The 25,597-nt window shown below is 31.0% G+C and carries 23 protein-coding genes; 7 read left to right on the forward strand and 16 right to left on the reverse strand.

From position 1 onward, the window contains the following. The first annotated feature begins 14 nt into the window (after window positions 1–14). The 5 genes from IRZ83_RS08245 (at window position 15) to IRZ83_RS08265 (ending at window position 5,083) form a co-directional block, all read left to right on the forward strand. Complete coding sequence (locus IRZ83_RS08245) at window positions 15–1,691, forward strand: peptide MFS transporter (RefSeq protein WP_029271759.1); 1,677 nt, start codon at window positions 15–17, stop codon at window positions 1,689–1,691. 1 nt (window position 1,692) lies between these two features. Continuing rightward, on the forward strand, window positions 1,693–3,177 hold the full coding sequence (locus IRZ83_RS08250) for a peptide MFS transporter (protein ID WP_029271760.1): 1,485 nt from the start codon (window positions 1,693–1,695) through the stop codon (window positions 3,175–3,177). A 52-nt stretch (window positions 3,178–3,229) separates the two neighbouring features. Then, window positions 3,230–3,697 carry a thioredoxin family protein gene (locus tag IRZ83_RS08255; protein ID WP_029271761.1) on the forward strand — a complete coding sequence of 156 codons (468 nt, stop codon included), beginning with the start codon at window positions 3,230–3,232 and terminating at the stop codon, window positions 3,695–3,697. 223 nt (window positions 3,698–3,920) lie between these two features. Then, a complete protein-coding gene (locus IRZ83_RS08260; protein WP_029271763.1) occupies window positions 3,921–4,373 on the forward strand; it encodes a hypothetical protein in 453 nt (150 codons plus the stop codon). Between the two features lie 263 nt (window positions 4,374–4,636). Continuing rightward, a complete protein-coding gene (locus IRZ83_RS08265) occupies window positions 4,637–5,083 on the forward strand; it encodes a thioredoxin family protein (RefSeq protein WP_194568033.1) in 447 nt (148 codons plus the stop codon). A gap of 20 nt (window positions 5,084–5,103) precedes the next feature. On the opposite strand, the gene IRZ83_RS08270 is transcribed toward IRZ83_RS08265, so the two are convergent. The 5 genes from IRZ83_RS08270 to surE form a co-directional block, all read right to left on the reverse strand. Further along, complete coding sequence (locus tag IRZ83_RS08270; RefSeq protein ID WP_194568034.1) at window positions 5,104–7,140, reverse strand: ComEC/Rec2 family competence protein; 2,037 nt, start codon at window positions 7,138–7,140, stop codon at window positions 5,104–5,106. Between the two features lie 53 nt (window positions 7,141–7,193). Next, a complete protein-coding gene (locus IRZ83_RS08275; protein WP_194568035.1) occupies window positions 7,194–7,679 on the reverse strand; it encodes a C40 family peptidase in 486 nt (161 codons plus the stop codon). Window positions 7,680–7,691: 12 nt separating this feature from the next. After that, entirely contained in the window at window positions 7,692–8,810 is a 1,119-nt protein-coding gene (gene lpxB / locus IRZ83_RS08280; protein WP_194568036.1) for a lipid-A-disaccharide synthase, read from the reverse strand. Window positions 8,811–8,876: 66 nt separating this feature from the next. After that, a complete protein-coding gene (locus tag IRZ83_RS08285) occupies window positions 8,877–9,146 on the reverse strand; it encodes a hypothetical protein (RefSeq protein WP_029271768.1) in 270 nt (89 codons plus the stop codon). Next, on the reverse strand, window positions 9,139–9,918 hold the full coding sequence (gene surE, locus IRZ83_RS08290; protein ID WP_029271770.1) for a 5'/3'-nucleotidase SurE: 780 nt from the start codon (window positions 9,916–9,918) through the stop codon (window positions 9,139–9,141). Before surE ends, IRZ83_RS08285 begins: the two co-directional genes overlap by 8 nt. A gap of 213 nt (window positions 9,919–10,131) precedes the next feature. On the opposite strand from surE, the gene IRZ83_RS08295 reads away from it, so the two are divergent. Together IRZ83_RS08295 and IRZ83_RS08300 are read left to right on the forward strand one after the other, a co-directional pair. Beyond that, complete coding sequence (locus IRZ83_RS08295; RefSeq protein ID WP_029271771.1) at window positions 10,132–12,315, forward strand: carboxy terminal-processing peptidase; 2,184 nt, start codon at window positions 10,132–10,134, stop codon at window positions 12,313–12,315. Window positions 12,316–12,405: 90 nt separating this feature from the next. After that, the gene (locus tag IRZ83_RS08300) at window positions 12,406–13,188 is read left to right on the forward strand and encodes a DNA/RNA non-specific endonuclease (protein ID WP_194568037.1); all 783 of its coding nucleotides are present in this window, start codon (window positions 12,406–12,408) and stop codon (window positions 13,186–13,188) included. Here the strand turns inward: IRZ83_RS08300 and rpe are convergent. From rpe to IRZ83_RS08355, 11 genes are all read right to left on the reverse strand, one after another. Then, entirely contained in the window at window positions 13,165–13,827 is a 663-nt protein-coding gene (gene rpe / locus IRZ83_RS08305) for a ribulose-phosphate 3-epimerase (protein ID WP_029271774.1), read from the reverse strand. The genes IRZ83_RS08300 and rpe overlap by 24 nt on opposite strands. Window positions 13,828–14,160: 333 nt before the next feature. Further along, window positions 14,161–15,024, reverse strand: coding sequence for an RNA polymerase sigma factor RpoD/SigA (locus IRZ83_RS08310; protein WP_007804760.1), 864 nt, complete (start codon window positions 15,022–15,024; stop codon window positions 14,161–14,163). 83 nt (window positions 15,025–15,107) lie between these two features. Next, window positions 15,108–15,359, reverse strand: a complete 252-nt coding sequence (locus IRZ83_RS08315) for a hypothetical protein (protein WP_029271776.1) — start codon at window positions 15,357–15,359, stop codon at window positions 15,108–15,110. Window positions 15,360–15,612: 253 nt separating this feature from the next. Next, complete coding sequence (locus IRZ83_RS08320) at window positions 15,613–17,334, reverse strand: hypothetical protein (protein WP_194568039.1); 1,722 nt, start codon at window positions 17,332–17,334, stop codon at window positions 15,613–15,615. Then, window positions 17,322–18,518 (reverse strand): DUF4249 domain-containing protein, encoded by a 1,197-nt coding sequence (locus IRZ83_RS08325; RefSeq protein ID WP_194568041.1) that lies wholly within the window; start codon window positions 18,516–18,518, stop codon window positions 17,322–17,324. Before IRZ83_RS08325 ends, IRZ83_RS08320 begins: the two co-directional genes overlap by 13 nt. Before the next feature lie 47 nt (window positions 18,519–18,565). Continuing rightward, entirely contained in the window at window positions 18,566–21,304 is a 2,739-nt protein-coding gene (locus IRZ83_RS08330) for a carboxypeptidase-like regulatory domain-containing protein (protein WP_194568043.1), read from the reverse strand. 20 nt (window positions 21,305–21,324) lie between these two features. Beyond that, window positions 21,325–22,044 (reverse strand): hypothetical protein, encoded by a 720-nt coding sequence (locus tag IRZ83_RS08335; protein ID WP_194568045.1) that lies wholly within the window; start codon window positions 22,042–22,044, stop codon window positions 21,325–21,327. A gap of 169 nt (window positions 22,045–22,213) precedes the next feature. Beyond that, complete coding sequence (locus IRZ83_RS08340; protein WP_194568047.1) at window positions 22,214–22,465, reverse strand: hypothetical protein; 252 nt, start codon at window positions 22,463–22,465, stop codon at window positions 22,214–22,216. Window positions 22,466–22,665: 200 nt separating this feature from the next. Next, window positions 22,666–23,412: a LytR/AlgR family response regulator transcription factor gene (locus tag IRZ83_RS08345; RefSeq protein WP_029271787.1), complete on the reverse strand. Its 747-nt coding sequence runs from the start codon at window positions 23,410–23,412 to the stop codon at window positions 22,666–22,668. Next, window positions 23,405–24,946: a tetratricopeptide repeat-containing sensor histidine kinase gene (locus IRZ83_RS08350; RefSeq protein WP_194568049.1), complete on the reverse strand. Its 1,542-nt coding sequence runs from the start codon at window positions 24,944–24,946 to the stop codon at window positions 23,405–23,407. Before IRZ83_RS08350 ends, IRZ83_RS08345 begins: the two co-directional genes overlap by 8 nt. Before the next feature lie 197 nt (window positions 24,947–25,143). Next, entirely contained in the window at window positions 25,144–25,536 is a 393-nt protein-coding gene (locus tag IRZ83_RS08355) for a hypothetical protein (protein ID WP_029271789.1), read from the reverse strand. Window positions 25,537–25,597: the final 61 nt, after the last annotated feature.

Here is a 25,597-nt window from a genome sequence, read left to right on the forward strand (position 1 = left end):
AAATAATGAATAATATGGGAGAAACTCAAGTAAAAACTGGGCATCCAAAAGGACTTTGGGTATTGTTTGGAACGGAGATGTGGGAGAGATTCAATTTTTATGGAATGCGAGCTTTATTGACTTTATTTCTTGTGAATTCATTAATGATGAAGGAAGAAGAAGCGTCATTAATTTATGGAGGTTTCCTTGGACTTTGTTATTTAACACCAATGTTGGGAGGTTTTATTGCTGACCGATTTTTAGGAAATAGAAATTGTATTTTATTAGGTGGATTATTGATGGCTACTGGCCAAATGTTATTGTTTACCAGCGGTAGTATTTTTGAGTCTAATTTAGGATTGGCAAAAACTATCATGTATTGCGGATTAGGTGTTATTGTTTTTGGTAACGGATTCTTCAAGCCAAATATTTCGAGTATGGTTGGAAGTTTGTATCCAAAACAAGAAAAAACAAAACTAGATACTGCTTTTACTATTTTCTATATGGGTATTAATATTGGTGCTTTCTTAGGGCAATCAATTTGTCCTTTCTTAGGCGATGTAAAAGATGCAGGCGGAATTAGAGATATTCACGCTTTTAGATGGGGATTTATGGCGGCGTCAGGAGCAATGCTTGTTGGAACTGTTCTTTTCTACTTCTTGAAAAATAAATATGTGGTTTCTCCAGAAGGAAGACCATTAGGAGGTTTGCCTTCTAAAAATATAGCTTCAGATTTTGAAGAAGGAGAAGCTCAAAAAGCTAATTTTTCTAGTAAAGCGCTAACTATTGCAGGTGTTGCATTTATTGCTTTAGGTTTTTTCTTTCATTATGTTGTGGGTCAAAACTTGATTTATACTTTGATATATTCTAGTGGTTTGGCTTTGGCTGGATTAATTATTTCTGATACTTCTTTAACTAAAATTGAAAGAGATAGAATTATTGTAATTTATATCGTGTCGTTTTTTATTATTTTCTTTTGGGCGGCATTTGAACAAGCAGGTTCGTCATTAACTTTTATTGCGGATAATCAAACAGATAGACATTTCTTTGGGTATTTAATGCCTCCATCAATGGTTCAGATCTTTAACGGATTGTTTGTTGTTGTAATGGCTGTTCCTTTTAGTATACTATGGGATTCTTTAAGAGCAAATCAAAAAGAACCAATTTCACCAGTTAAATTGGCTGTAGGTTTGGTTATAATTTCTGTAAGTTTCTTTATGATTGCAACTCAAGTTTCATACATCGGAACTTCTGGCTTACTATTGGTAAAATGGTTAATCTTATTATATTTCTTAAATACTTGTGCAGAGTTGTGTTTGTCTCCAATTGGATTGTCATTGGTGGGTAAATTATCTCCAAAACGTTTTGCTTCATTGCTATACGGCGTATTCTTTTTGTCAAATGCATCTGGTTATGCGTTAGGGGGAACTTTAGGTTCTATCTTGCCTGCTACAGGTGATAAATTTGAAAAAGCAAAAGAATTAGGAATCGATCTTCAAGCCGTTTTAGACAATAAAGTAACGCCTACAACTGAGCAATTAGCACTATTAGAACAGCACCAAATTAGTGCGCACAATCACTTTTTTGCAGGATTCGAGATTCATAATTTATATGAGTTTTTTATGGTGTTTGTTGTTCTTACAGGTATTGCAGCGATTGTATTATTTGCTTTGACTCCGTTATTGAAAAAAATGATGCACGGTGTTAGATAATATGGAAAACAATTTAGCTTTAGAGGAAATTCAAAATTTTAAAGGCAAGTATCCAAAGCAATTGTGGTACTTGTTTTTGGTTGAAATGTGGGAGCGTTTTTGCTTTTACGGAATGAGAGGTGTTCTGGCTTTTTTCATGGTAGACCAATTAGGTTTGCTTGAAGGAAAAGCGAATCTTCAATATGGAGCCATTCAGGCTTTTGTTTATGCCTTTACTTTTATTGGAGGTATTTTTGCTGACAAAATTTTAGGATTCAAAAAATCACTTCTTTTTGGAGGAATTGTGATGATTTTAGGAAATTTGCTTATTGCAGCAAATCCGCATGATTTCTTTTATTACGGAATAACACTTTCTATTATTGGAACAGGTTTTTTTAAGCCAAACGTTTCGTCAATGGTTGGTGAATTATATCATGAAAAGGATGGCCGACGTGATGCTGGTTACGGACTGTTTTACGCAGGTATTAATATAGGCGGAATGCTGGGAGGTGCGATTCCTATTTATTTAGGGAAAAACTATTCTTGGAGCTTATGCTTTCTTTCTGCAGCAATTGTGATGATTATTGGTGTTGTTACTTTTCTTTTGACTAAAAAACATTTAGCACCAATCGGAAATTCTCCTCTTGAAAAACATGAACCGAAAAAACGTAATCTTTATGAAATAGCTGTTTACGTTGGGTCATTTCTTGTAATTCCATTGGTTTATATAATGGTAATTAACTCTGATTTTACAGAGTATTTTATGTATTCAATTGGTGTTGCAGCATTAGGATACTTTTTGTTTGAATTATTTATGATAAAAGAAAGAAAACAGCAATACAAACTTTTGGCAGCTTTCGTCTTTATTTTTGGATATTTCATGTTTATGGCGATTTCTGAGCAATCAGGAGGTTCTTTGTCGTTGTTTGCCAAGGATAACTTAACAAATAAATTGTTGTTTTTTCATATTGATCCGAATGTTGTTAACAATAGTATAAATTCATTGTATGTTATCATTTTCAGTCCATTAGTAGGGCTATTGTGGATCTTTCTTTTCAAAAGAAAAATCGAACCAAATACAGTTATTAAATTCGGATTCTCATTTATATTGTTAGCAGCTGGTTTCTTTATTTTTTACAGTGCCAGATTTTTTATTGATGAAAAAGGATTGAGTTCTCTAAACGTATTTGCATTAGGGTACTTGTTGTATACTCTGGGAGAATTATGTATTGGACCAATTGGAATGTCTGTAATTACTAAATTATCTCCAAAGCGATTGTTTGGAATGATGATGGGATTGTGGTTTTTGTCTAGTGCCTTTGGTCAATTTGCAGCAGGTAAATTAGGCTCTGAAATGTCTAATGCAAATACAGGCACAACATTAATGTCAAAATTGATTGCTTACACTGATGGATATTATCAATTAGCATTATATTCTTTAATTGCCGGGGTTATTTTGATTGTTACAACACCATTAATCAAAAAATTAATGCAGGAAGTAAAATAAGATTTATTTACCGATTCTTTTTTTGTTTAAATTTGTGCAAAATAAACACAATATGAAAAAAATATTTTTAGTAACGTTATTTTTAGTTGGAGCGCTTACAGTTCAATCACAAGAGCTAAAGTGGTATACAGATGTAAAAGAAGCAATAACGGTAAGTAACAAAGAGCATAAGCCAATGTTGATGTTTTTTACTGGAAGTGACTGGTGCGGATGGTGTATTCGTTTGCAAAATGAAGTTTTAACGACGCCTGAATTTAAAAAATGGGCTGTAGATAATGTTGTTTTAGTAGAATTGGATTATCCAAGAAGAACACCTCAGACTCCAGAATTAAAAAGTCAAAATAATGAATTACAGCAGGCTTTTGGAATTCAAGGTTTTCCTACAATTTATTTTACAAGTGCTGAGTCTAAAGACGGAAAAGTAAATTTTAAAGGTCTTGGACAAACCGGATACGTTGCTGGAGGGCCAACTGCATGGTTGACAGTTGCAGACGGAATCATTAAACCAAAAAAGTCTTAAAGAAAAACATATTCAAATTTATTTATAAGCTCCTTGTGCAATATGCGCAGGGAGCTTTTTTCTTTAGTAAGAAAAGTTATTCATTTGTTTTTCTTTATTTTGTGTATTTATCAATTTATTATAAGTAAAAAAACACATTATATATTTTTTATATTAATAAAAGTTGGAAAATTAAAATATTATGTTAATTTCGTTACACTATACTAACCAAAATCAATATAATATGACTAAAAAATTACTTATCCTACTGTTTTTTTTAGGTTCATTTTTTATGCAGGCTCAAAATCTAGTTTGGAGAACAAACATGACTGATGCTATCGCTATTAGCAATGAACAAAGAAAACCAATGTTGATTCTTTTTACTGCCTCAGGTGTACCAGACAATCTTCAGAATGAAATATTTAAAACTCCAGATTTTGCAGTTTGGTCTCGCGACAATGTCATTCTCGTAAAACTTGATTTGTCTGATGAAGCAGCATCTGATGGTGATAAAGAACAAAACCTTAGATTAAAAAGTGCTTTTGGCGTTGAAGACTTACCAGAAGTTTGTTTTGCAAGTGCTTCTATCAGAAAAAACAAAACTACTTTTAGCGCTTTAGGAAAACTTGCTTATAAACCGGGAGGTGCAAAAGCTTGGATTGCAGAATCTAACGGAATCTTGCATCCAAGTGAATAATACTTAAGTCAAGTTTCGCAATTTAACTTGTAAGTCCCTTTTCAATTTAGTGAAAAGGGATTTTTTTTTGAACAGTTTAAGATTATCGTCATTATTTTGATAATTTATTATGCTATTTTTTTTGTTTTTGTCAGTTATTTAGGGTTTTATTAACAAATTCGATTTTGTTATGTTTTTTTTGAGTTTTTTGTCTAAATATGACTTGTTTGATAAGGATATTATACTAATTTAGTCGCGTTAACCTACTTAAAACCCAAATTGTTATGACCAGAAAACTACTTATACTACTATTTTTTTTAGGTTCATTTTTTATGCATTCGCAAAATGTCTGGAAAACAACTATGACAGAGGCTGTTGCAGCAAGTGTTGAACAAAGAAAACCACTATTCATATTTTTTACAATTGCTGGTGCACCACAAAGATTCCAGAATGAGATATTTAATACTCCAGATTTTGCTGTATGGGCACGTGAAAATGTCGTTTTGGTTAGACTGGATTTATCTGATCCTAATATATCTGATGCCGAGAAAGAACAAAATGTTATGTTGAAAAATGCTTTGGGAGTAACCGAATTGCCACAAGTTTGTTTCACAATAGCATCTGTTAGAAAGCAGAAAACAACTTTTAATTTATTGGGTAAATTGCCTTTTAAACCAATTGGTGCTGTGGGATGGATGACGGAAGCTAATATAATTTTACGTCCTGAATAAGAAATATAATTTTAAGTATTTTAATTTAATTTGTAATATCCTTTTTCGCTTGTTGAGTGAAAGGGGATATTTTTTTTATCGCAGGTTTTCTTCCATTTTTTCTGGATGGAGTAAGAGTTTGAAGCATCAGCAACTATAATTTTTGGATGTAAGTCTTTTAAAACTCGATCTAAATTTAATTTTGGAGATTGTGTAAGCAATACTATATCGGGCTGAATTTTATTTTGATAAGTTCCTGTACTGTCAATTATAAATATTTTTTTTCCGTTGAAAAATAACGTGTTTTTAACTTTGTGTGTGGCTTTTATTGTTCCAAAATTTCCAACTAAATAGGAATTCAAAACATAGTTTTTAGGATCATGAAGTAAAGTTGTATCTGATGTAAACAGTTTTATAGTTTTTCCTGATTTTTCTGTAATTAGCGTTTTTTTCTTTAAATTATAAATAATCATTTCTAGTTGGTTTTCCGTTTCTTTTTTGGTGTATATAAAAGAAATTTGAAGTAAAATTATAGTAGTCAACACAAAAACCAATTTGGAATAATTCGGTTTTTTGAACCAAATAATACTCGTAATTATCAGCAGGTAAAAAGTGATCAGATAGTAAAGGTTAAAACTTATATCAAGTATTACAAATGATTCAAATGAAGCCACATAATGAATGATTTGGTTTAAAAGATAGATACTCTTTTCGAAAATGATAATTAAGAATTCTGGAGGAGAACAAAAAACAGCAAAAATCATAACAATAATTCCCGCTATCATTATAAAAGACAAAACTGGAATAATAACAATATTAGTTACAAAAAATAAACCTGGAAATTGGTGAAAATAATATAAGCACAAAGGAAAAGCTCCAATTTGAGCCGCGAATGAAACCGTCAAAGCTTCCCAGATATAAAATAGTACTTTGTTTTTTGGTGTCCAGATGTTTTTTAATAATGGCTGTAGCCAAAGAATAAAAAATAAGGCAATGTAACTTAATTGAAAGCCAACATCAAATAAAAAATAAGGTTCAAATAATAAGATCAGAAAGATAGAAACAAGCAAAGTATGGTAAATATTGCCGCCTCGGCGAAGATGATTTCCTGTGGCAATAAAAGAAAACATAACAACTGATCTTAAAACAGAAGGCGATAGTCCTGAAATTACGGCGAATCCCGCTAAGGAAATTAAAATTGAGATTAATTTTATAAATGAACCTTTTCGTGTATTTGGAATTGGTTTTAAAATGAAATTTATAAACAGCATAATAAAGCCGACATGCAATCCTGAAACAGATAAAATGTGTGTTGCTCCAGAGTACTGATAATCTTGAATAATATCTGATGAAATTTCTTGCTGCTGTCCTAGAATTAGGGCAAGTGCAACATTCATTTCAGCGGCGTTAAAATGTGCTCTCTCTAAGTTTGTAAGTATCCTGCGATGCAAGCAGCCAGAATAATACCAAATGTCTTTTTTAGCATATTTAGCGATACTGATTTCAGATTTGCTAACGTATAGCTGTGCATAAATTTGCCTGTCTGCTAAATATTTGCCGTAGTCAAATTGGTTTGGGTTTTTAGCATTACTATTATGCTGTAAAGTGGCTTTTAGTTTGATAATATTACCGATTATAACCGATTTTTTAATACTGTCTTTTGCAATATTTACAATAATTTTTCCAGTATAGTTTTGATTATTAATGCTGTTGATCAATGCAATAAATCGATCGTTATAGGCATTGCTTTTAAGCTTTTCTCGAATAGTAAGTGTAATTGTTTGTGATGTCTCAAAAGCTTTGGTACAATGAATATAGTTCGATTTCTGAAGCGAATCAGTATGGATAAGTAAAGTTGCTGCTCCAATACAAAAAGAGGTAAAACAAGTACTTATCCCAAAAAGCGTAATTAATTTTTTATTGTTTTTGGATGAAAAATACAAAAGAGAAAAGGCGATTGTTCCGATGAGAAGCACGATGCATAAATTGAATAATGTATTTGGCAGATAATAAGAAAACAAAATGCCAAGCAGAAACCAAATCGTAATTTTAACTAAAGGGAAATCTAATACTTTCATGGCATAAAAGTATTAAATATTTGTAAGAAAAAGAATATATTTTAATAGATAGATTATTCAATTATTCGATTCACCTGAAAAAAGGAATCACGATAATAGGGTTCTTTTGTAGATGAAATCATTACGCCTTTTGAAGTAGAAGAATGCACAAATTTTATTTCGTCTGAGTTAACTTCTGTAATAAGTCCTACATGATTGATTTGCTTGCTTTTATTGGTTTTAAAGAAAATTAAATCGCCTTTCTTTGCATCATTCAGCACGATTATTTTTCCAACCTTTGCTTGCTCGTAAGAACTTCTGGGAAGTTTAATATTTTCTGATTCAAAAGTAATATAAACTAATCCGGAGCAGTCAAAACCATTTTTTGTTGTACCTCCAGCTTTATATCTAACGCCAATATTGCTTGTTGCAGTTTCGATTAAATTTTTCACAAGAGTTCTTTTTTCTGCTTGAGATTCTTTTTTGCTTACGGCATTTGAAGTCGATTTACAAGAAGCAAAGAGAAGAGATAGAATAAGAATTGTGACTATTTTTTTCAAAATAAAAATATTTTATACTGGTTTTAAGTCGGCTACGATAAGTTTTGCTGTTTTTTTGCTCGCGCCAACGCCACCTAATTTTTGTTCCAGAATATCATAATTTTTCAAAAGTTTTTCGCGATAATGTGGCTCGAGCAATTTTTGTAATTCTTCTTTAATGCGTTTTGTATTGCATTCATTTTGAATTAATTCAGTAACTACTTCTTGGTCCATTATTAGGTTTACAAGCGAAATATATTTTAAGGTAATAATGCGTTTTGCAATTTGATACGAAATATTACTTCCTTTATAACATACTACTTCTGGAACTTTAAAAAGAGCAGTTTCTAAAGTTGCTGTTCCCGAAGTTACCAAAGCAGCGGTCGAAGAACGAAGCAAATCGTACGTTTTATTCGAAATAAATTTGATGTTTTTATTACTGATGAATTGCTGATAAAATTCGTAATCCTGACTTGGTGCGCCGGCAATTACAAATTCATAATCCTGAAAATCATCGACAACACTTAGCATTACGCTTAACATTTTTGTAATTTCTTGTTTGCGGCTTCCTGGTAAAAGTGCAATAATGGGTTTGTCACCCAATTGATTTTCTTTTCTAAATATACCTTCATCAAAAGGTGGTTGATTTTGAATGGCATCAATTAATGGATGGCCAACAAAATCTACAGGAAAATGATGCTTGTCTTCGTAAAAACTTTTTTCAAAAGGCAAAATCACAAACATCTTATCGACATCTTGTTTAATTGCTTTGATCCTATTTTCTTTCCAAGCCCAAATTTGAGGAGAAATATAATAGTGTGTTTTATAATTTAAAGTTTTGGCCCATTTTGCAATACGCATATTGAAACCTGGGTAATCTATAAAAATGATAACATCTGGCTTAAACTCAGAAATGTCTTTTTTACAAACTTTAATGTTGTTTAAAATCGTTTTTAAATTGAAAATAACTTCAACAAAACCCATAAAAGCCAATTCGCGATAATGTTTTACTAAAGTACCGCCGGCTTTTTGCATTAAGTCTCCACCCCAAAACCGAATTTCGGCTTGCGGATCTTCTTCATATAAAGCTTTCATTAAATTTGAACCGTGCAAATCTCCAGAGGCTTCGCCAGCTATTATGTAATATTTCATATCGACTTTTTTAAAAGTGTGTTTTAATTTTGCAACACAACATTTTTTTGCAGCACAAAGATAAGATTAAATAAATAAGGTTGAAATTGCTAAAACAATCACAGCAAAAACAACGCCTCTCGCCATTATTTCCTTATTTCTTTTAAGCAAAAATAAAAACAAAATAAGATCTAAAACGGTTCCTAGAGTAATTACTTTGCCCAAATAACCGTATTGTTTTATGGTTTCAATATTTGAAACATCAAAAGAGGTGAAAAATGTAATGAAAAGATAACTTCCTAAAAGTGAAGTTAAAATGCCGAGAACAAAACCAATAAGAAGGTCTAATTTATTCATTTAATTTCCAAGTATTAAGTTGTTGTATAGAATGATGCGCGGTTAAATCAAATTGAACTGGAACGACAGATATGTATCCGTTTTCTAAAGCCCATTCGTCAGTATCTTCGCCTTTGTCTTCGTTTGTAAATTTACCGGTAAGCCAGTAATAATCTTTTCCGTATGGAGTTTGTCGCTTGTCAAATTTTTGAGCATAGTATGCTTTCGCTTGACGGCAAATCTTTATTCCTTTGATTTCTTTCTCTTTTAATTTTGGAAAATTTACATTTAAAACGACACCTGGCGGTAATTTATTTGCAAGAGTTTCTAAAGTAATCTTTTTTACAAATGATTTTATTTGTTCGAAATCAGCATTCCAGTCAAAATCTAAAAGAGAGAATCCAATTGCTTGAATTCCTTCAATTCCTGCTTCGACTGCCGCGCTCATAGTCCCAGAATAAATTACATTTATAGAAGAGTTTGATCCGTGATTAATTCCGGAAACACAAAGATCAGGTTTTCTTTTTAAAATTTCATTGACAGCCAATTTTACGCAATCTACTGGTGTTCCAGAACAGCTGTATTCTGTTATAATGTCTTCTTCTTTAGAGATTTTATCTAAAAACAGCGTGTTATTTATTGTAATTGCGTGTCCCATAGCACTCTGAGGTTTATCTGGAGCGACTACTATAACATCTCCAATAGTTTCCATAACGCTGATTAGGGCTCTGATTCCAGGAGCGAGAATTCCATCGTCATTGGTTACTAATATTAATGGTTTTTCATGTTTCATGCCGAGATTTTCATTTTTGATTTATCAAAATTAGTGCTTGATAGAGCAAATGTAGTAACAGATTTTGGTAGAATACTAACAAATAAATAAAAATTGTAAACTAAATTAAAGAAGACTTTTGAACATCAAACATTTTTATATCTTTAACAAAAAATTATAGTGAACTTGGCTTTGTTGGCACAGTTTTTACCGTAACTTAGATTAAAAAATTTGATGAATGCTATTATTAAGTTTATGAAAAGAAATTATAAAATACTTATAGCCGTATTATGCTTGTCAGTAACATTGTTTGCATTTAAACTAAATGCTGATAAGTCTGAGGATCCGGACCCGAATAGAGATAAAACACTTTTAGAATTGCTTGCGTTTGTTATTGAAAAAGGACATTATAGTCCGGCTGAAATAAACGATGAATTTTCTAAAGGAATTTTTAAAGATTATATTGATGCGCTGGATCCTTCTAAAAGATTCTTCCTTCAGTCTGATATTGATGAATTTAAGCAATATGAGCTTCAGTTAGATGATCAGTTTTTGAATAAAGACTTAACGTTTTTTAATCTTACTTATACAAGATTGATGAAACGTATGGAAGAAAGCAAAAAACGATATAAGACTATTTTAGCACAGCCTTTCAACTATAATGTTGATGAGACTTTTAATGCTGATTATGAGCATCTTCCTTATGCTAAAAATGCGACGGAAATTAACGAAAGATGGAGAAAACAAATCAAATTATCTACTCTTTCTTCACTGGTTACCAAACAAAAATTAGAAGAAGATAAAAAGAAAGCAGATCCAGCTTACAAAGAAAAATCTTTTGAAACTTTAGAGAAAGAAACGCGTGAAAGCTCTTTAAAATCTTTGGATGATAATTTTAGTCTGATTAAAGATTTAAATAAAGGAGATTGGTTCTCTGTGTATGTTAATTCGATTATGACACGTTTTGATCCGCATACAAGTTATTTTGCACCAGAGGAAAAAGATCGTTTTGATGTAAATATAAGTGGAAAGTTAGAAGGAATCGGAGCCAGATTGACTAAGAAAAATGACTTTACTCAAATTGACGAATTAATTTCTGGCGGTCCAGCTTGGAAAGGAAAACAACTTGAGGCAGGTGATTTAATTTTGAAAGTTGCACAAGGAAACGAAGAGCCTGTAGATGTTGTGGGTATGCGTTTGGATGATGTTGTGAAGAAAATTAAAGGTCACAAAGGAACTGAAGTTAAACTTACAGTTAAAAAAGTAGACGGAAGTATTAAAGTAATTTCTATCATCAGAGATGTTGTTGAAATTGAAGAAACTTACGCTAAATCTAGTATTGTAGAAAGAAACGGATTAAAATACGGAGTTATTTATTTGCCTAAATTCTATATCGATTTTGAAAACAAAGATGGACGCGATGCTGGAAAAGATATAGCTCTTGAGGTTGAAAGATTGAAAAAAGAAGATATTAATGGTATTGTACTTGATGTTCGTGATGATGGTGGCGGATCTTTATCTACAGTTGTTGATATTGCCGGTTTGTTTATCGAAGAAGGACCAATTGTTCAGGTTAAATCTGCTGGAAAAAAGAAAGAAGTTTTATACGATAAAGATAAAAAAATCGAATGGGATGGACCGTTAGTAATTATGGTGAACAGTTTCTCTGCTTCGGCTTCAGAAATTTTAGCAGCAGCAATTCAAGATTACAAACGTGGAGTGATCATTGGAAGTAAACAAACTTATGGAAAAGGAACTGTACAAAATGTTCTTGATCTAAATCAGTTTGTTCGTAATGCAAGCTATGGCGATTTAGGAGCTTTGAAAATTACGGGACAAAAATTCTATAGAATCAACGGAGGTTCTACTCAGTTAGAAGGTGTTCACAGCGATGTTGTGATGCCAGATCGTTATGCTTACTTAAAAATGGGCGAGCGTGATATTGACAATGCAATGCCATGGGATAAAATTGATCCAGCTGATTATAGTACTTGGACATCAAACGAAAAATTCAATCAAGCGATTAATAACAGCAGAAACAGAATTGCTGGAAATGCCCAATTCAAATTAATTGAGGATAATGCAAAATGGATTGATGTTAAGAATAAAGAGAACACTTACAGCTTGAACATTACAAGCTTTAAAGCTACTCAAGAACAGGTTGAGAATGAAGGTAAAAAATACAAACCAATCGCAGATTATAAAAACAGCTTGGTTTTTAAATCATTGCCTTACGAAGAACTTGAAATGAATAACGATGCTACATTAAAAGAAAAAAGAGAAGCTTGGCACCAAGCATTGTCTAAAGATGTTTATGTAGAAGAAGCATTGAATGTTTTAGATGATTTGCAAACTAAAGGATATGTAAAAAATACTGTTGCTCCTAAAATGAAAAAGGATAAACTAGTAAAATCATAATACTATAAAGAATTAATTTGTTATTAAACGCTCCGTAAATTTAAATTTATGGAGCGTTTTTTTGTAAGTTTATTAAAAATTAAAGTTTACATGAATAAGTATATTGTTTTTGTTGTAATAGGATTGCTATTATTATCCTGTAAAAAAGAAGTTGAAAATAATAGTGAGATTTTGCCACAACAGCAGACTTCTTTTGCTTCAGCCCAGAATACTTCAGATTCGCTTTATACAGTTGCATATTTGCCAACATCTACAACCAAGCAAATTGTAAAGCATACATATTATACGTTATCTTATAATGAAAAGTTCGAACAAGCCGAATGGGTTGCATACGAATTAAAGAAGGAGTATTTAAAAAACAGAGATTATAAGCGACCTTATTTTATTGAAGATCCTAAAGTAACAACTGGTTCAGCAGATTGGAGAAATTATAAAAAATCCGGTTATGATAAAGGGCATCTTTGTCCGGCTGGTGATATGGAGTTTGACGTAAATGCCTATAATGATACTTTTTACACCTCGAATATTTCACCTCAAAGACATGATTTTAATAGTGGTATTTGGAATAGGATAGAGCAAAAAACGCGCTATTGGGCCGAAAAGTATACTGATATTTATATAGTAACAGGAGGGATTCTCAAAGATTCAGATAAAAAAATAGGAACAGAAAAAGTAGCTGTTCCTAAATATTTTTATAAAATCGTTTTGGCTAAATCAGGAAAAGAACATAAAGCAATTGCTTTTTTGGTTCCGAATGAAGATAGCGATAAGTCACTTTATGATTTTGTAGTTCCAATTGAAACTATAGAAAAAATGACTGGAATTGATTTTTTTCCGAATTTGAAAAGCTTAAAAAGCAGTCAAAGCTTTTAATTCTGCAATAGTTTGAGTTGGGTTTTCTGCTTTAAAAACAAAGCTTCCAGCAACTAAAACATCTGCACCTGCTTCTACTAATTGTTTTGCATTTTTACTGGTTACGCCGCCGTCAATTTCAATAATAGTCGAAGCATTTTTGCGCGTAATCAAATCTTTAAGTTTTTTAACTTTCACGTAAGTGTTTTCAATAAAAGATTGTCCTCCAAAACCTGGATTTACACTCATTATACAAACTAAATCAATATCGTTAATAACGTCTTCTAATAGATCTATATTGGTATGAGGATTAATGGCAACGCCAGCTTTCATTCCTTCTGCTTTGATGGCTTGTAGCGTTCTGTGCAAGTGTGTGCAAGCTTCATAATGTACACTTAAAATGTTTGCACCTAAATCTGCAAAAGTTTTAATGTAACGATCTGGATCAACAATCATTAAATGGACATCGATTGTTTTTTTAGCGTGTCTTGAAATTGCTTCTAAAACTGGCATTCCAAAAGAAATATTTGGAACAAAAACGCCATCCATAATATCGATATGAAACCAATCAGCCTGACTGTTATTGATCATTTCTATGTCACGTTGTAAATTGGCAAAATCAGCTGCAAGAACAGAAGGAGCAATAAGTGTATTCTTCATTGTGTAGTTGTGTGTGTTATTTTTTTGCAAAGATAATTTTTTTAAATGCAAATTTTACAAGGATTTATCTAAAGTTTATTTAACAGAAAATTTCGCAAGGATTTACGCTAAGATCACAAGGTTTTATCTCGAATGTTAAAAACCTTTGCGAAAGTTGCGGTTTAAAAAACGTCCAAATAAAAAATAAAAAACTCCGGTAATCAGCCGGAGTTTCAATCATCAATCAAAAAACGAACAGTCAATCAAACTGTTGTTTGCTTTAAAATAGTTTCAAGTTTAAGGTTTCAAGTTGTTTTTAGTTAACCTGAAACTTTAAACCTGAAACAAATATAGTTATCCTAAATAAGTTTTAAGAATTTTACTTCTAGAAGTATGTTTTAATCTGCGGATTGCTTTTTCTTTAATCTGACGAACACGCTCACGAGTTAAGTCGAAAGTTTCTCCAATTTCTTCTAAAGTCATTGGGTGCTGATCGCCAAGGCCAAAATACAAACGAACTACATCAGCCTCTCTTGGAGTTAATGTTTCTAACGAACGTTCAATTTCAGTACGTAATGATTCGTGAATTAATTCTCTGTCTGGGTTTGGAGATTCTCCAGAACGTAAAACGTCATAAAGGTTAGAATCTTCACCTTCAACAAGAGGTGCATCCATAGATAAGTGACGGCCAGAGTTTTTCATAGACTCTTTTACGTCATTTACAGTCATGTCAAGTTCTTTTGCAATTTCTTCAGCAGAAGGCGGACGCTCGTTAGATTGCTCTAATAAAGCATACATTTTGTTGATTTTATTGATAGAACCAATTTTGTTCAATGGTAAACGAACGATACGTGATTGTTCTGCTAATGCTTGAAGAATCGATTGACGAATCCACCATACTGCATAAGAGATAAATTTGAAACCACGAGTTTCATCAAAACGCTGTGCAGCTTTAATTAAACCTAAGTTTCCTTCGTTAATTAAGTCAGGAAGAGTTAATCCTTGATTTTGATATTGTTTAGCAACCGATACAACGAAACGTAGGTTGGCTTTTGTTAATTTTTCTAATGCTCTTTGATCACCTGCCTTTATTCTTTGTGCTAATTCTACCTCTTCATCAGCGGTAATTAGGTCAACTTTTCCGATTTCTTGTAGATATTTATCTAACGATGCAGTTTCACGATTAGTTACCTGCTTGGTGATTTTAAGTTGTCTCATGTTTTTGTCTCCTCAATTTTTAAGTGTACAAATAGTTATACGTAAAGAGTATCAAAAAAGTTACAACAAAGTAAAAAATATTTTTAAAATTTATAGCTAACCCCAGATTGAAGCGAAAAACTATATGGTTTTGCATCACCGCTTTCTTTAAAAGTACTCAGATAATATTTAAAAAGCGGATTTATGTCTAAATTAAACTTGTCATTCAATTTATAGCTTATTCCTATTCCTAAATTATAAGAAAAATTGATTCCTGATATGTTTTTCGCTTCGCCAATTTGTTGCTTCGCCACTTTTTCAGATTCTAAAAAAAGCTGGTTTTTATCTAAAAGCAAAAAGCTAAAGAGTTTTTTTATACGTTTGGTATAACTTTTTCTGTGCCTTTCTGTTTTGCTTGATGCAGTCCCTTATGAGTTGATTTAAATTCAAATTTTATTATATGATGTAAATCCTTTTGAATGTTTTTTAAATAACAAAACCATTTTATAAATTTTTCTATCTAATAGTTTAAAAATTAAAAAGGCTGTGTTTAAAAACAAAAAAACCTCGAATCAATTTTGAAACGAGGTAATATAAAATGTTTTCTTTTTAATTTAATGCAGAATCCTTTATTTCTATAAAATCTTTTATATAAACGGGTTTTCCGGTTGCTGAAAATCCTTCCAATATTATTTCAAACTTACCTGATACATCAGATGCATAAAATTTCATTAAATTTGAATTTCCTAAATTAACATTCGGCATCCATAATAGCTGATGTCTGTAATCAGGAATTCTTGAGTTTTTAGTGTTTGAATAATCTGGATTAAAATATTCTTTTTTAGGTTGGGGCCTTAGTAATTCTGGTCTTAATAGAAAACTGCCTGTAAGTTTTGTATCATAATCTCCATTCTTAGTCGTAAAAGAAACGATTCCGTTGAATGATTTTGATCCGTAGTAATAAATTCCTCTTACGACGTTTACTTTATAAAGGTTTTTAGGTTTATAAGCGAAAAATTCATTAAGATTTTCCAGAATTAATCCGTCAACTATTACTAGTGTCGGTAATGAAGATTCATAATTTTCATTATAGTCAAATACATAAATAAAGTACTCATTATTGTTTTTTCTATAATAAACTCCTTTTATGATCTCAGTTATTGTTTCTTCCATATTGGGAAATCTTGTATATGCATCAAATTTAAATTCTTCAGATTGACCGTAAAACGGAATCGTATCATTAGATTTTAAAATGCTGTCTTTTTTGACATCATAGTATGCATTTTGTATTTGGCTTGAAATTAGTCTTTCCGTTATGTTGTTTTTGAATGCTGTATTAAATTGAATATTTGGAAAAATTAAATTAGATAAATCGATGTCTTTTACTTTGTCCATTTCAACTGTATAATCTTCTTTATTGTTTTCAATTACTTGAACAATAATATTTGAATTGGAATTTGGCTTTTCTAAATTAAAAATAAATTTTCCTTGATTATCAGTTCTTACAATTTTTAAATTCGAATTTTTGCCTACTATAGAAAGTGCTACTTTTTTGTTATTAATATCTGCAGTAGATGAAATTATTTTTCCAGTGATTAATTCGCCTCGTAATTCGGGAAGCGCGATCTCATTGCTATTGCTAATTTCACTAGCAGTACTTTTATTTAAATTATTAAAAGCTGTTTTATTCTTTGATAGAAAACCATCTACTTTTCTTACTGAAAGCGTGTAATTTCCGTTAGTAAATTCCTCAGAATTAGTTTTAATTCCTAAATTAATCTGATCTCTATTATTATAAGTTTTGCTTTTTAAATCAAACGAAATATTATTATCTGCAATTGCTTCTACTAAAGAAGCTTTATTTGAAGCCGTTGTTATATTGCTTGGATTTTCTTTATATGGATTTACAATATAAATATCAATATTAAAATATTCAGCAGCAATTTTATTTAACATCCAGCTGGTATATCCTACTAGTTTATAGCTTCCAGATTCTAATGTTGTCGGAATAAAAAAGTCGCCATTTCCTGTTCCTTTTTCGAGGAATATTTTATGTGTAAAAACTGTTTTTTTATTATTGTCTATCAGTTTAACATAAGCTATTTTACTAAAATTGCTACTTGTGTTTTCAGATTTGTTTATGCAGAAAATCTTGTAGAATAAAGTTTCGCCAGTCAAGAACGAATTCGTATTTGTACTTATATAAATTGACTCGTTAAGTTTCTTGTCAACTTCGGTAAGTTCACTTATAGAATTGTTTTTTTGAGCGAAAGAAATTTGCTGATAACTTATTGCTAAAGCTAGGAATAATATATATTTTAATCTATCCAAAATGATGGTTTTATATTAGATGCAAATGTTGTACAATCTCCGCATTCTATGTTATACAATATAAAAGATGTTCTTGATTCTGTAGGAAAATAAGTTTTAAGATTAGTTTGAAGATATTGTAAAATCAACTCTCCTTGACAGCCAAATTCTGGGTTTTTGTTGAAACAATAATTAAAGATATATGCCTTTTCCTGTTCTACAGGGATTGGAACAGGACAGTCGTATTGATATTTTGGCATTGGTTCGGTTGGAAGCAAATCTATAAAATCAAAAAATATTCTTTTATCAGAATAAGAAGACACATCAAAAAAACCAATAACTTTTTCTCCTGGATTATCAACAGATGTTATGTTTCCGTAAAAGAAACCAGGCTGTGTTTGAGATAAAATACTTCCTGAATTAGAAATTTCTTTTAATGTTTCAAAAAAGGTGTGCGCAGCAAGACTTTGCACATATTGCTTTACTAAAATACTATATCTGTTTCTTATAACAGGATCTGTACTGCTAATAAATCGCACTGGAAAATCAGTTACTTTGTCTTCAGATAAATCGCTGGTACTTGTTAAGATTAATTCATTTGATTTTTGATTCAAATAGCAAATTCTGGCTTCTTCTGTTCTTGTTTCAAAAACAACTTCCCCTGGAGGATATGAACCAGGAGTAAAGAAATGAGAAACAGCCTTTTGATAGTACCATTTAGGAGCTATAACTTTATAATCCTCTTCGTACTCATATCTATAGTATTTAGATTTGTTTGTTGGGTCTGTACTGTTGACGGTAATTTCTATACCCATTTGGCCATCTTTTGTTTTTGCAGCAGCATTCACGCTCTCAATTTGAGTTTGCTGTGGAAGCGTTTCTGCGGTAGAAACATACGTTCTTCCGTCTTTCGTAAGAATGTGTAATTGGTATTGTCTGTCTGGATTAGCTTGAAAAGGCACTCTTGACGTGTATGATGCGTCGTTTTGCTCAAATTCATATCTAGTACCCAGATCATCAGTTACGTATACAACGGCTTCGGTTTCGAATTTGTTGTTTTTTTCATCAAGTTTATAGGATCTTGAAACTTTAATTTCTTGAGTTTTATTTTGATTTGTTATTGTGGCTTCTATTACAATAACATCTTCATATCCACTAGCTTGGTAGGCATACGGAGTCGTACATCCAAATACCGATAAAAGCATTATTGTTATAAGAAATCTACTTAAAAAAAAGATTTTTTTCATAACGTTTAAAATTTAAAATTATAAGTAACAGTTGGTATTGGAACTGCGAAAATTGTGGTTTTATAGGCTTTTATTTCTCCTTCTTTTGTAACAAAAAAGATCGAATACGGATTGTTTCTTCCTAGTAAATTATAGATCGAAATATTCCAGAAACTATGTGCTAATTTTTTTATTTTATGATTTCCTTCAATATTTAAACCTACATCTAGTCTATAATAATCAGGTATTCTAAATTTGTTTCTATCGCTATACAAAGTATATTCTGCACCATTATAGACATACTTTCCTATAGGATAAGTAATTGGTCTTCCTGTTTGATAGACAAAATTAGATGAAAAACTATAACGATGCGTAAATTTATAGTTCATTACGATACTCAAATCATGTGGCTTGTCGAAATTAGTTGGAAAATAAGCGCCATTGTTTACTTTTTCGTCATTAAACTTACTGTCTAGCTGTAAAAATGATCTTGAATACGTGTAGCCAATCCAGCCATTAAGTCTTCCGATTGATTTTTTTAATAAAAATTCAACACCATACGCTTTTCCATTTCCTTGCAGCAGCTCAGTTTCTAAATTTTCATTTAAAAGAATATTTGCTCCAACCTTATAATCAAGAATGTTTTTAGATGTTTTATAATAACCCTCAACGCTTAATTCAAGATCATTGTATTCTAATTTCTTAAAAATACCTAAGGAATATTGCAGGCCGCTTTCTGGTTTCACGTTTAAATCTGATAATTTCCAAGTATCAGTAGGAGACTGTGTGGTGTTGTTGGTAAGCAAATGAATGTATTGAAAGTTTTTGTCAAAACCAGCTTTTACAAATAAGCTTTCATCAAAAATATAGCGTAAACCAACTCTTGGCTCAAATCCGCCAGAAGTTGTTATCACTTGATTGTTTGTATATGTTTTTTCTTCTATAACAGTCGAAGAAGTTTTTGGCACACCTTCTTCATACACTTTTTGGGTTGATGGTCCAAGTGCCATGTATAATGAATATCTGGCTCCAACATCTAACAATAGTTTTTCAGAAATTTGAAATCTATCAGAAAAAAACACCGCCGATTCTAATCCTTTTTCGTCATCTATATTAACAGGAGTTACTAACGAAGATCCTCCATTTGGGGCTATTTCTCCAGGATTAACTTTATATAATTTGCTTGCAATCCCGTACGTAAATTTGTGGTTAGTATTAAGTTCACTGCTGAATTTTAAAGCTGCTTGGGTTTCATTTATTTTATACTTAAAAAGAAATGATTCAGGATTGACAGATTCATAATCAATACTGAATTTATATTCGCTGTTACTTACATTAAACTCACTGCTGTTTTTCTCATTGAAAGCATGTTTCCATTTTAATGAGATCAGTCTGTTGCTATATTCGTAAAGTGAATCAGGCGTTATATTATAAGCATCTTTACTATAGTATGCAGTACCTTCAACAGCGTTGTTTTTATTTATTTTGTGATTGTATTTTGCAAATAAATCGTAAAACGACGCCTTACTGTTTTTTAGGTCTTCATCTTTTAATGATTTTAAAATCCAGTCAGAATACGTTGCTCTTCCGCCAATCAGCAAACTAGCTTTGTCTTTTACAACAGGAAGTGACAAAGTAAGATTACTCGTTACAGGACCAATTCCGCCTTCTCCAGAAATTTTTTGTGTATTTCCGTTTTTCGAGATAATATCAAAAACAGATGATAAGCGTCCTCCATATTCAGATGGAATACCGCCTTTATAAATATCTACTTTATTAATGGTATAGGGGTTGATTGATGAGAAAAACCCGAAAAGGTGAGAAGGATTATATATTGTTGCATTGTCTAGCAATACTAAATTTTGGTCTTCTTTACCACCTCGAACATTAAATCCTGATGATCCTTCTCCTGCAGTTTTTACTCCAGGAATAGTCAAAGCAACCTTTAGAATATCTCTTTCACCAAGAACTAACGGAATATTTTTTACTCCTTCAGCTTCTATTGTTGTTACACCGGTTATAGCTGTTCTAATATTTTGACTGTCTTTTCCTTTTACTAAAACTTCATCTAATTGATTTATTTTTTCGACTACAGAAAAATCTAAATTTCCATTACTGTAAATCATAATTTTTCGAGAAGTACCGTTATAAAATAAAGATTCAACTTCAATAGTATTCAAACCAGTAGGAAGTTTTAAAGTGTAAAACCCTTCTGCATTTGTAACCGCTGTTATTGCTGTGTTCTTTACTTTGATATTTATATCTGCTAACGGTTTCGAATCTTTAAAATCAGTAATATAACCGGATAAAGTGTATAATTCGACATTTGAATCAGTAGATTCTTTTCCTATTAAAGCGATTGGTGCAGCTGTATCTGATTTGTTTTTTTTGACCGAATCGTATTGCTGGAAAAATATTGGAGGATTCGAATTTTTTTTGTTGTTCTGAAATTTGTCGTAAATTATACTGTTCTTCGTTAAAATGATTTTATTATTAATAATAAAAAAATTAAGATCTGTATCTTCTAAAACCTTAGATAATACTTCTTGTATAGTTTTATTGGAATAATTTCCCGAGATTAAAACATTTTTATCAAACCAATTATCTTGGAAATAAAATTTATATCCAGTAGAAGCTTCAATTTTTTCGAGAACAGCAATTCTGTTAATGTTGCTGTAATTTATGCTGATTGTATTTTTTTCGCCTTGTGAATGCAATAATTGATTAAAACCGAAAAATAATAAAAGGATAGTTAATATTCTCATTTGTTTAGTTTCTTCGGGTTTTAATTGTTAATGTATTTTATTAGATTTTTCATAAATAACGAAGCATTTTCTTTTCTTAAGTTTCTATTCATAAGGTAGAAATCATTGATCTTGCTTTTACTTGCAGGGTATAATGCTATTATTTCCTTTTTTTCATTGATTAAATTAAACTTTTTTTCTTTGAATAAAAGAAATTCATATCTAGGAATATATTCTATCAGATTGATTTCGTCTTTGATGTTCTTTTTCTTTTCCTTATGATATTTGATATAAAGTTTCAGGTCGTTTGCAATAATAACTTCTTCATAAAATCCTGCCTGAAAAGAACTGTTTTTTAATTCTTTTAAGTTTACAAATTTTTCATTGCCTAAAGTAAAATAACTTATATTTTCTTTGATGAGATTAATCTTTGTAGTGTTTAGCTCGTCGTAAGGCCTTAAAATAAGTTCATCGCTGTAGATGTCATATTTAAAAAATAAGTCGAAGTAGTCTTGGCCGTTGTAATTAACATTTCCTTTTTTGAAATCACCTGAGCCATAATATCGATTTTGATTTTCGACTGTTTTATCAAAATTTAAGTGGGCTAATCCGTTTTTGATATCTAAAGATTCGATACCTAGAGTTTTGTCAAACCATTTATAAATTTCAATTTCTTTAACGCTTTGGCTGTGTATTGAATGAATGCTTAATAATAATCCAAAGATAGTTAGGAATATTATCTTTTTTTGTGAATTTTTCAAAGGATTAGTGGTTTTTTGTTTTTATTTCGGTCGATTTCAAAAGTATTAAAAAAAAGTTATAATAAGATCATTAATTGTTAATTGTAATATAATATTTATCATTTTATGCAAAAACACCCCAAACTTAAAACTTAAGCTGAGGTATTTTATCAAGGAGGGGCAAACTATTTTAATCTAAATAATCATCAGAAGTATCTAAGATTTCATCGAATATTTTTTTCAGCGATTTTAAGTAAAAAGGAAATGAAACAGCTAATATGATGTATTCTTTTCTGAGAATAGTGACGTCATCAAGAATTTCATATAAACTCGGAATAATTAAAGCCAGAGAGACTAAAACGCCAATCCAGGGATTATTTATTATTTTTTTTAAAGTTGATAAAAATTTCATTTCTGGTTGTTTGGTTAGTTCGATTCTCATCTAGAATTTATTTTATTTGGTTTTTGTGATGCGAATGTAATGGCGATTTGCTTTCTTAATCTTAAAAATGTCACGAAAGCCATTTTTTTTGTCATGAAAACTCTAAAAATGTATTTTACTCGAAAAAGCGTTTTGTAAAACAAAAAATCCTCTTCGCTAGAAGAGGATTTGAGGAAAATATTTTTGAAAGGTTCTTTGAGTTAGGATAAAATATTCATCTTTTTTATAAAATCTTTGTAAGTATCGCTGAGGTTTATTTTGTGATTGCCTTTTAAAATTATAAGATTGTCAGAAAGTATGATTTCTTCAATTTTATCTGAGTTCACAATCGTATTTCTGTGCGTTCTTATAAATTTACTTCTATCTAATAAATCGCTGATTCTAGTCAATGAAATGAGAATTACAAATTTCTCTTTTTCGGTAATAATATTACAGTAACGTTCTTCGACCTCAATATAAAGAATGTCGTCTAAGGCTACTTTTTTTAACGCGTTTTTCTTTTTTATAAATAAATAATCACTGCTGATAACCGTATCTTGTTCTTCACTTAAAAAGATATTGGTTTGAGCGTAAAATTTTTCAACAGCCATTTCTATGGCGTACAAAATTTCGAGCTCATTAAAAGGCTTCATTAAAAAACTGAAAGGTTTAGTAAGTTTAGCTCTTTCAAAAATTTGACGATCTTGAGAGCTGGTCAAAAAAACAAATGGTTTTGACGCATTCGGAATTATATTAATGGATTCTGCAAAGGTTATTCCGTCTGGTTTTCCGTCTAAGAAAACATCAATTATAATAACATCAATTGTATGTTCGTAAAAAAGTTTTAATGCCTCTGTAAAGTTTGTGCCTACTCCCACAACATTATAATTGTTTTGAAGCAGTACCTTAATAAGTGCATCACTTTGTTCTGGCGTGTCTTCGATAATTAAAACATTAATATTATCCATTGCTAGTTGTTTTGAGGAATGTTAATATCATTTTAGTCCCATTGTTTAATTCGCTTTCGATCGCTAATGTACCACCGTTTTTTTTGATCATTTGTTTGCATAATTGCAATCCTAAACCAGTTCCTATAATTTCAGCATTCTTTTTTTTGGCTAAAACTTCAGTGTCTTTAAGCAGTTCTGTTATTGTTTCTCTGCTCATTCCAATTCCGTTGTCCTGAATAATTAATTGGCAAGAATCAGAATTGTTTTCCTGTGTGTAAAAAGTAATCTGGCCATTTTCATTTGAAAACTTAATGGCATTATCCAACAAATTTCTAAATACAATTTTTAATGAATCAAGATCTGCGAAAATGAAAATATTTTTTGAAACGTTGTTTTCAAAATGAATCGCTTTGTCTAAAAGCAAAGGTTTGTAATTATATTCAATTTGCTGTACAATAGAATGCAAATGGACAGATTCTTTATAAAAATACAATTGCTTTGTCTGGAGCATTGCCCAATGCAGTAAATTGTCTAATAAACTGTAAGCGCCGTTTGCAATACCGCTGTTTTGAATAATCAACCCATTTAAATCATCATAATTTTTAGTTTGTAATGTTGCGGCTAATTTAGCATTGCTTGTTTTCAGGGCATTTACAGACGAGCGTAAATCATGACTTACAATCGAAAACAACTGATCTTTAGTTGCATTAAGCTGGTCAAGTTTGTTTTTTTGAATTAATATGGTTTTCGAATTTTTTACTTTTTGAGCGTAAAGATAAATTCCTGCAGTTAAAAACAGCAATAAGGCGATAGCCGAGAAAAAAAACACATTGCGCTGTGTTTTTTTTAATTCGTTTTCGACTTTTAAGACTTTAATTTCTTTTTGTTTTTGTGCAACTGCGAATTTTTTTTCAAAGTCAGCAACTGCCCAGACTTTGTTTTGGTTATTTAAAGAGTCTTTCCATTTTTCAGATTCTTTTCTATATTCTAAAGCTTTTTTATAATTGCCTCTATTTTCTTCTACAGCCGCCATATTTTCAGCTGCCATCGCTTTTTTACTGGTGTTTTTTACTTTTTTCGATAATGCGTAGGTTTTTTCAAAATAAGGAATCGCTTGGCTGTCTTTGTATTGTACATAATATAAATTTGCCATAGCGTTGTAAGCATTTAATAACTCAGTTTCATTTTTTTCTTTTTCTTTAATTTCTAAACTTTTCACAAGGTAATCTTCAGCTCTGTCATATTTTTCTAAAAAGAAATAAGTGATTCCTAAGCCTTCAAATGTTTTTGAAAGATCGTGAGATTGTTGTGAGATTTGAGGAAGTTTGAGCGCGTTTTCATAATACAGCAAAGCATTTTTAAACTCGCGTAATTCTAAAGTTGCAGTGGCTAAAAGGATTCTGGCGCGAAGATAAAATTCAAATTTTTCAGAAATAAGTAATAGTTCCTTTTTAGCTTCCTTGTAGAGTTTTTTTTGAACAAAACTTGAACCTCTAAAATAATGCGAATAATCAATTAGTTCCTTGTTTGTTGTTAAACTCAATTGTTTCATTGAGTATATAAGAGTAGAATCCCAATCTTTTTTTAAGTAAAAAGATTGAGATTTAATAAAATTTATTTCCTCCTTAAATTCGATCGTCTTTTTTTTAAGTATGTTTTTTTCAAATAAATCAGGTGACTGAGAAAAAAGCAAACTTGGAACTATCAAAGTAAGATAAAGAAAAAACCTAATCCATTTATTATTCATAATTATGGCAGTTCGGTTCTTGTTCCTCTTGAAGTTTCTGGATCAATATCCTTTAAAAAGGATACAATTTGGTTTAAATTGTTAACATTATCAGACGTATAATCTACTTCTACATACCATACATCACAGCTTTCCGGTGTTTGGTCAGAAAAATTATAGTCAAAAAATAATTGTAATGAATTGCCTATTTCTTGTGGCTCCGCAACAGTTGGGTTATTGGGGTCTTCAGAGTTAATATATAATGTAGCTCTGATTTTTAAAGTTCGCACACCTCCTTCTGTGGTGTAGAATTTTGCAGAAACTAATGGAGGTACGGGATAGGTTACGGTTTTTGGATTTGAAAAAATAAAATCGCCTGTGTTGATTCTGGTATTCTGTACTACAGTATACGCCATAATTGGTGTTTTTTAGTGTTAATTAATTGGTTTTGGTAGCGTTAAAGGTATTTTTTTTCTT

This window comes from Flavobacterium sp. JLP, from assembly GCF_015350755.1.
GTDB lineage: Bacteria > Bacteroidota > Bacteroidia > Flavobacteriales > Flavobacteriaceae > Flavobacterium.